General features: G+C 62.2%; 6 protein-coding genes. 1 reads left to right on the forward strand and 5 read right to left on the reverse strand.

The window, feature by feature from the left end:
• Positions 1 to 2656, reverse strand: a 2656-nt coding sequence (locus tag KA184_19635; protein MBP8131795.1) for a sigma-70 family RNA polymerase sigma factor, incomplete at its 3' end; no start/stop codon positions are given.
• 230 nt (positions 2657 to 2886) lie between these two features.
• Here KA184_19635 and KA184_19640 point away from each other — a divergent pair.
• Positions 2887 to 4455 carry an AMP-binding protein gene (locus KA184_19640; protein MBP8131796.1) on the forward strand — a complete coding sequence of 523 codons (1569 nt, stop codon included), beginning with the start codon at positions 2887 to 2889 and terminating at the stop codon, positions 4453 to 4455.
• Positions 4456 to 4487: 32 nt separating this feature from the next.
• On the opposite strand, the gene KA184_19645 is transcribed toward KA184_19640, so the two are convergent.
• From KA184_19645 to KA184_19660, 4 genes are all read right to left on the reverse strand, one after another.
• Complete coding sequence (locus KA184_19645; GenBank protein MBP8131797.1) at positions 4488 to 5477, reverse strand: DUF1559 domain-containing protein; 990 nt, start codon at positions 5475 to 5477, stop codon at positions 4488 to 4490.
• Between the two features lie 181 nt (positions 5478 to 5658).
• Positions 5659 to 6708, reverse strand: a complete 1050-nt coding sequence (locus KA184_19650; protein MBP8131798.1) for a LacI family DNA-binding transcriptional regulator — start codon at positions 6706 to 6708, stop codon at positions 5659 to 5661.
• A 61-nt stretch (positions 6709 to 6769) separates the two neighbouring features.
• Positions 6770 to 7438 (reverse strand): hypothetical protein, encoded by a 669-nt coding sequence (locus KA184_19655; protein MBP8131799.1) that lies wholly within the window; start codon positions 7436 to 7438, stop codon positions 6770 to 6772.
• A gap of 4 nt (positions 7439 to 7442) precedes the next feature.
• A partial coding sequence (locus KA184_19660) for a glycosyltransferase family 2 protein (GenBank protein ID MBP8131800.1) occupies positions 7443 to 8349 on the reverse strand: 907 nt, incomplete at its 5' end.

Below are 8349 nucleotides of genomic sequence, written 5' to 3' on the forward strand. Positions count from 1 at the left end.
GCACGACAATGCGCGCTTTCCGATAGACCTCCGGAAAGGTAATAAGGCCCTCGATTACGCCTTCCGAGGGCTCGATGTCAATGTTCAGCGTGGTCTGGCGCCCCGCTTCCACGGCCGCGTCCAGCCATACGATACGATGCGCCGCCTCCGTGAGGTGAGCATTGGCCTCTATCAAGTACTCGCCTGGAGCCAGCCTTTCCACGCAATACTCCCCTGACGCGTCTGCCCATCCGGTCCATTCCGACTCCCGGCCGCCGCCCACGGCGGGCAATCCGGCGCCATCCGTTCTGTGCGCCGTCACGCCGCCGCTGACCGGGGCGCCGCCATACATGACCGTGCCACAAATACTGCCCGCGGGCGTGAGCGAGACCGGCATATCCAGCGTCTGGCCCGAACCCAACGCCACGTTCACCTCGCTGACGCAATAGTATTCGGCCCACACGCAGAAGGAAACCGTTCCCGGCGAAATACCCACGATTTCAAAAACACCGGATTCCCCATCGACGGTAGTCTTCCCAAAAACGGGGTTTGGCTCGCTGGGCGAGACCACCTCGTTCACACGGACATTTCCATGCCGCACAGGCCTTCCGGAAAGGGCATCCGCGATAACGCCCGTGATGTTGCCCTTCTCACCGGGAGACTCTACTACGACCTCCAAGTCCGCAATATGCGCTCCGGCACTTACGAGCACCGGCTGGTTCCGCGCCCGCTGCAACCACGCTTCGCCCCGCCCCGCGAGAAACACATAGGTTCCGGGAGAGACCTCCCAAAGCGAGAAGTTGCCCGCGGCGTCGCCCTGCACGGGGTCCGGCGGCACAGCACGGGGCTGAAGCACCGTATCCTCGTCAAGGCCACCGTCCGCCAGTTTGGCGCACACCGACGGTTGTGCAACGATGGCGCCCTGAGAATCGATCACGTGGCCGGAGATTCTTCCTGCCGGCTGCAGACGGAAGTCAATGCCGGATAGCGTGTTGCCCTGTCCGGAGGGCAGGACGCCGGGCCGCGCTTCACCGATGTCGCTGTCCTCGCCCATGGCCGCCTTGGCGCTCACGATGAAACCGGTCAGCGTCTCGGCGGCATTGGCAAGCACGGGGCTGATGCATGGCACGCGCTTTTCGAGCATTCCATAGCCGCCGGCCCGCGCGGTTATGGTATACACGCCGCGTGCGGGCAGCTTGCCGCCGTGCTGGTAGCTTGCTGCGCCGAGTATATCCATCGGGACCAGCCCATCCAGCCGGTATGACCCGTCGTCATCGGTTACCGTGGCGCGTTCCTCCGCCACCCGGGTGTTGGATTCGCCTGCCCACTCCGGGAAATGCGTCGCCGTAACCAGCGCGCCCGCGACCGGGAGACCGGCCGTCGAAACCACGCGCCCGGCAATCGAGACTCCGTCGAACCGGAAAACAAAATTGACATCCGCCCTCGATTCGTCGCCCTTCAGCGTCACTTCCACCTCTTCTTCACCAACCGTGATTGCGCCGGACGGCCGTTCCGCCCGGATGGTCCACGTTCCGGCAGGCAGCGAGGCGAAAGCGTATTTCCCGGAAGCGTCCGTCAGAGCCACCTGACGCCTGCCTTCCGCGCTGGCGACAACCAGTACGCCCGGCACGGGCTTATGCGCCACGTGCAGCAAGGCCTGCTCAAACACCTTGTTGCTCGTATTGAGCAAGTCCAGTCCCGCCAGCCGTTCCGGATGATAGATGATGCTGTCGTCGTAGACGGTGCCCGAGATGCCCCCATTTGCCAAGGCGTTTGCGAGCCCTTCGAGGATTCCGGTCCGTTCCGCTTCCGCGCCGTCGCCGGGCACAGGCACTGCCCTGTCATCGGAAGACGCGGCCGCACCGGACGCATCCAGAGTGCCCGGAACAGCAGGTTGCACGGCCCCGCCGCGCAAAAGGCAGAGCCCGAGGCCGGCGAGAACTGCCGCGAACACCGCAATGGTCCCAAGCGCGATGGTCTTCCCGGGCAGGAAGGCAGACGCGGAAGCCCTCGCGCCCTCCAGGGCCAAACCGGTCCTGTCGGTCTTCCTTATCGCGGCCAACAAACCAGGCGGCATTGCGGCGCTTGCGTCGATATGTGTGGCGAGCAAGATCGCCAGCGTGGCGCTGTTCAAGGTCACACCATGCTTGCCGATCGCCTTGCACAGCATCTCCAACCCCATTTCGATCCGTTCTGAAACCGTCCGGCGCGGAACCCCCGTCTCCTCCGCGATTTCGGCGTGGCTGAGACCGCTCAGGAAATGCATGATGACCGGCGCACCGAACTCCTCCTGCAACGTGTTCAAGTCTTCATCCAGCACGCAGGCGATGCCGGGCCACTCGATTTCGGTCTGCGAGCCCGCGGCGTGCTTGTCAAGCCCGGCAAGCATGGCCTCCCGTCTTTGCCTGCGCCGCGGTGATTCCAGCCGTTGAAGACAGCGGTCCACGGCGGTTGCGTGCAGCCAGGGTCCCGTATGGCCGGGCGCCTCTTTTCCCGTCGCGGCATTGAGCGCAAGAAAGGTCTCCTGCGTCACCGCTTCCGCCTCGGCGCTATCGCTCAGCATGCGGCGGCATGCGGCGTACACCATGCCCCCGTGGCGCCGCACGATTTCGGCCAGCGCATCCCCTTCGCGCAGGGACTGCCAGCGGACAAGCAGGTCTTTCTCTGAAGTCGTCATGCCCTGTCCCGCCTACTCCCGTTCGATTCTACCCGTTCGTGCCCGCCGTTGCGAAATGCCATTGACAGCGGCAGGGCCCGGTCCCGAGGTTCCACAAACGTCACGCCGGGCAGGCAGGTTGCCGGGCGCATCCGGTTGACAGATGGGGCCTCGAAGTTCTAGCATACAAACGTTTGACTATAACGTTTTCAGGCGGTCGGCGTGGCCGAACCCCGCCCCGGAAAAGGAGCATGATCAACCTCGCAGCCGTCTTGCAGTATCGTGCCCGCGAACATCCCGGCCGAACCGCGCTCATCAGCGGCCCGGAGACCTGGACCTACGCCGAACTCGACAGGGCCGCAAACCGCGTGGCCAACGGGCTGACAGCCGCGGGCGTAGGCCCCGGCGACAAGGTTGCCCTGAGTTCTCCTACGTCTCCTTCGTTCTTGGCCTGTTATTTCGGCATTCTCAAGATGGGCGGGGTCGTCGTGGCGCTGAATACGCTGCTCCGCACGCACGAAGTGGTCCATCACCTGCGCGACTCGGAGGCCGTCGCGTATCTTTGCCATGAGGACATGGGTGCGTTTCCTGTCGGCACGACAGGATGGGCCGCATTTCAGGAAGTCAGCTCCTGCAGGCATTTCTGGATGGTCCATTCCGGTAAAGGGCCGGTTTCGCCGGTCCCCCGGGGCGCTCTGGGATTCGAGCACCTGACTGCGGGGTCGCAGGAAACGTTTGATATGCAGCAACGAGGCGCGAGCGACGTCTGCTGCATCGTGTATACCTCGGGCACGACAGGCCAGGCCAAGGGCGCGCAACTCACACACGCGAACATGATGATCCATTGGCTGGTGTTGCGCGACCTTTTCCGGCATACGCCCTCCGACCGCGTGCTGGTTGCCGCGCCGATGTACAATGTGCTGGCGCAGTCGCTGCTCATGGGCCCCGCATTCACCGCCGGTGCTTCCCTGGTGTTGCTGCCACGCTTCGACCCCGCGCTCGCTCTCTGCGCCATGCAGGAACATGGCGTCACCTTCTTCACGGGCGTTCCGTCCATGTATTATGGGTTGCTTAACCATCCCGACTTGCACGCTTTCGATCTCGCCAGGATTCGAAAGCACTGGCGTTGCGGACTTGTGGGCGGCGCGCCCGTACCTCCCGAACTCCTGGAGCAGGTCCACACCGTGTTCGGTCCGCGCATGCTTATCGGCTACGGCCTCTCTGAAACGACGGCCGCCACGTGCATGCACCGGATCGACGCGCCCGCGCCGCATGATTCCGTTGGAACCCCCATCTGGGGCGTCGAGGTCCGCATCGTCGACCAACACATGATCGATGTGCCCGCCGGCGAAACCGGCGAAATCGTGGTGCGTGGCCACAACGTCATGTCAGGATACTACGGAAAGCCGGAAGCGAACGAGGAGGTTCTCCGCAGCGGTTGGCTGCACACCGGCGACATCGGCAGACGCGACGAGGCCGGGTACGTTTATGTCGTGGACCGCCTCAAGGACATGATTATCCGGGGTGGCCGGAAAATCTGCCCGAGCGAAGTCGAGGCGGTGCTGTTGGGGCATCCTGCGGTAGCGCTCGCAGCCGTCGTCGGCGTTCCGCACCGGGAACTGGGCGAGGAAGTGAAGGCCCTCGTCGTCCTGAAACCACACGCCCGCGCCAGCGCCGGGGAACTCATGGGATGGGCCAAAGCACGCATTGCGGCGCATGCCTACCCGCGCATCATCGAATTCCGCGACACTCTTCCGCTGGGACCGACCGGCAAAATCCTGAAAAAGGAACTCCGCGCCGATTCCGGCAGCGTCACATAACGCTATTCTCCCTCCCACGCCCCCATGCCGTTTCAGAACAGGGCTACCATCGACGCAAACGCCTTGCTGGCGGGATAATCGGCCGGGTAGCGCAGGAAATCGACGTGTCCGTCCATATACAGCGTGTTCGCGCCGCCGGGGACGTGGTTGAATTCGGCGGTCGTCGCGCTCACCAAGTCGAACATCACCGGGACCGTGCTCTGTGCGAGCGCCGTTGCCGCGGGATTGTTGATGTCCGTGATGAGGAAACGTTCTATCCCTTCGCGCAACCGGTATACCGTGATCTGCTCGTTGGCGCTGTTTGTGAATTCCAGGTCGTGGTCATAGTTCGTGCCGGGATTGTTGGCTACGCCCGCAGCCATTTGGACCAGCAACACCACCCAGCGTTGACTTATCCATCCAAAGAGCGCGGGCGGGGCCGGATTCAGGTTTGGGTCGTTCGGGTCCGCCCCAACCTCAACAAGATCATGCCCCGGCTGCCCCGTCCACGCCCAGCCATGGTAACCGTACGACTCTCCGGACAATGCGCAGGGATCGATGACGGCCTCGCCCGTAGTCTGCAACCGGTTCTGGTCGTACCAGGCGCCGTTCGTTCCGTTCAATACGAGACCGATTTGGTTCTCCGAGGGACACAGCAACACATTCGCGTCCGACAGATACTCCGGATACACCGCAGGGCCGTCGAAGAAGAACTCCAAGTCGCCGTTGCCGCCCCCGGACGGCGTGGGTGAAAACGGGTTCTGGTATCTGCAAGGGCTGTAGTTCAGGAATTCCGTGTGCCCGTCCGGAAAGCGCGTCGCCTGATACGAGACACGGCCCGCCAGCGGCGGAAACTTCTGCCCGGCATCTTCGTCCGCATACATCTTGAAGACAAGGCCCATCTCCTTCAAGTTATTAGCGCAACTGGCGCGTCGCGCGGATTCGCGCGCCCGAGCGAGTGCAGGCAGCAGAATCGCGGCCAGGATTCCGATAATGGCGATAACGACCAGCAATTCGATTAAGGTAAAGCCGGCATGACGCATATGAATATTCCTTTGGCGGTTAGGAGATACTGCTTTTCGTGACACACAAACGTTTGTCCATATTCTATGCCAAACGAGCCCCGATGTCAAGCCCAACGGATAGCATTCTTGGATATATTATCATTATTATTATCTATAAACGCACGAAATGAGTGGTCGGGCAGGACATACGTTTGTGCAATCAGCCCTGGGGCACGGGTCCTGTCGATTCACGGATTACCAGTTCCGGCAGGAATTCGACTACCCGTTTCACGCGTCGTGCACCGTCATCCCGGAGCATTTCGACCAGCATTCTCATGGCCTCTCCCCCGACCATTTCGAGCGGCGCCCGGATGGTGGTCAGCGCGGGCGTGAGATAGGGTCCCAACCGGTTTTCGTCGCTGGGCTCAGGCCCCAGCCACACATCGTCGAAGCCGGTAACCGAGATATCCTTCGGCACACGCCGTCCCAATTCCCACAAGCGGCGCAGCGCCCCAACGGCCATCCCATCATTGAGACAGACCAGCGCCGTCAAGTCCGGAGACAGTTCGAGCATTTCAGCCGTGTATCGGTAGCCCGCGCCAATGCCAACGTCATGGTCCCGGGCCCGTATCAGGCGTCCGGGGGAAAGGTCGGCGCCGGAAGCCTTGAGCGCCGCCAGAATCCCCGCAACCCGTTCTTCCGATTGTTCGTTGCTGGCGTTCGCGGCGATGACCCCTATCCTCCTGTGACCCAATTGCGCCAAGTGCAGAGCGAGCGAGCGTCCCGCCCCGAAATTGTTGAACACCAACGAGGAACAGGGTTCATCTGCCCGCCTGGTTCCCGCGCGCACGAACGGCACACCCATGTCCTGGATCGCGCGCATTTCGGATTCCGCCAGGCGATGGCCTCCCGTGAACAACAACAGCCCCTCGGTTCGCCAAGCAGCCAGCGATTGCAGACACTGCGGCAGCCGTCCCGGGTCATACCCCATGTCCGCAGTCACGATTTCGTAGCCCAACTCTTTCGCGGACTTCTCCGCCGCCCAGAGAGGGGGGCCGTAATAAAAGCTGTGCTGACTGAACAGCACCGCTCCAACAACGCCCGACCGATTCCTCTTCAGGGTCTTGGCCAACGGATTTGGACAATACCCGAGTTCCTGCGCCGCGACTCGCACACGTTCCTTTGTTTCCGGGAAGAAACTCCGCGCCCGGGGCGAATCGTTCAAGACCGCGCTCACGGTGGACGGCGACACGCCAACGCGGTCGGCCACGTCCTGAAGCGTCGGCGCCCTCCGGCGCTCCGGCTTCGGCCTCGAGGACGCCTCTTTACGGTCAGGTTTTTCCCGTGCCATCGCGCATAGGCCTTGCGGGGACGCCAACCAGCGTCTGGTTCGGTTGCAACACTTCTTTTACGACACACGCCTGCATGCCGGTAACGGTCCATGGGGCTACCGCCAGCCGCTGTCTAACGACGGTCCCGGCGCCCAGGTTCACGCCCTCGGCAAGCACGACGTGACCCGCGACGTTGCACCCGGGATTGCACGTAACGTAATCCCGCAGGACAGCGTCGTGCCCCACCCGCGCGGAATGGATAGTCACGAACGCCCCCACGGTCACATTCGAAGTAACCAGCGAAGTCGGATGAATGACACTACCCGGTCCGACGCGCGAATCGGGCCGAACGATAGCCTGGCGGCTAATCAGCGGAGGGGCCGGTTCGAGACCACGGGAAAGGGCCTTCTCCGTCGCGACCTTCTTGACCCGCGGATCGCCCATGCCAGGAACAAAATACCGGAACGTAATCGGGCGCGAAGGGAGAGCCGCAAATCGTGAAAAATCCCAGTCTTTCACCACGGGAACAACGGTCTCCGCCAGGCTCAGCTCCCGCAATTCCGAAACGTCATCCACAAAAAGGATCACTGCTCCGGGCCAGTTCTCGCGCGCGATCCAGTACGTCTCACGAGACCCGCCGCAAGAGCCGAGAATAAGCAGATGGTCCATCAGACTACTCCGTCCGGGGCCGCTGAAGCACGCTTCGGATAACATAGCACGGATAACGCTGCAACACCATGTAGTTCCGCATGACGAATTCTCCCAGGACAGCCATCAACAGGAGCACGAGCAAGACCAGGCTCAGGTACCCGATGACGGCCATCCCGGGCGTGGCAAGCCGCGCAACGAGGTCGCGCAAACCGGGGCTAAGCAGCACAAGCATAAGCGCGCCGGCCGTTGGAATGCCCAGCATAAGGCAGAAAAAGCGGAACGGGTTGTGGGCGAGGCCCACCAAGTGGTCCATGTAGAAGCCAAAAAGACTGCCGACCGACCATCGCGAACCGCCCGATCGGCGAGGATGGTGCGAGACCGGCACTTCGGAACAGTACCGCGCCCGCGCATAGACGTAGATCGGATTCCATGAGCGGAACGGACCGTAGTCAAAGGAACGGACCAGACGCCCATCGAACACTTTGAACGCGCACCCCATATCGCGCATGTTGTGCCGGGCAACGCGCCGCATCACGATATTCGCCAGACAGGAAAAGAACCGGCGCAGTACCGGGTCCCGGCGCTTGAGCCGGTACCCGCTTACAATATCGAAACCCTTATCGTGCTCCGCAATCAAACGGGGAATATCCTCGGGGTCCAATTGCAGGTCGCAATCGATGAACAGGAACTTCGTTCCCCGGGCATAGGTTAATCCCGCCGTCATCGCGGAAGGCCGGCCGAAATTCGTATACAAGTCGACAAGAGCGCTGACGTTGCGGTCACGGTCATAAATGGCCCGCAACCTGGAAAACGTCGCGTCCGTACTGCCGTCATTAACGTAGACAATTTCGAAAGACCTGCCCAGCGCGGTCATGACGGCCGTCAGGCGACCGTGAAACTCCTCGATACAGTCCTCTTCACAATAAGCG

It is taken from the genome of Candidatus Hydrogenedentota bacterium (assembly GCA_018005585.1).
In the GTDB taxonomy this organism is placed as follows: Bacteria; Hydrogenedentota; Hydrogenedentia; order Hydrogenedentales; family JAGMZX01; genus JAGMZX01.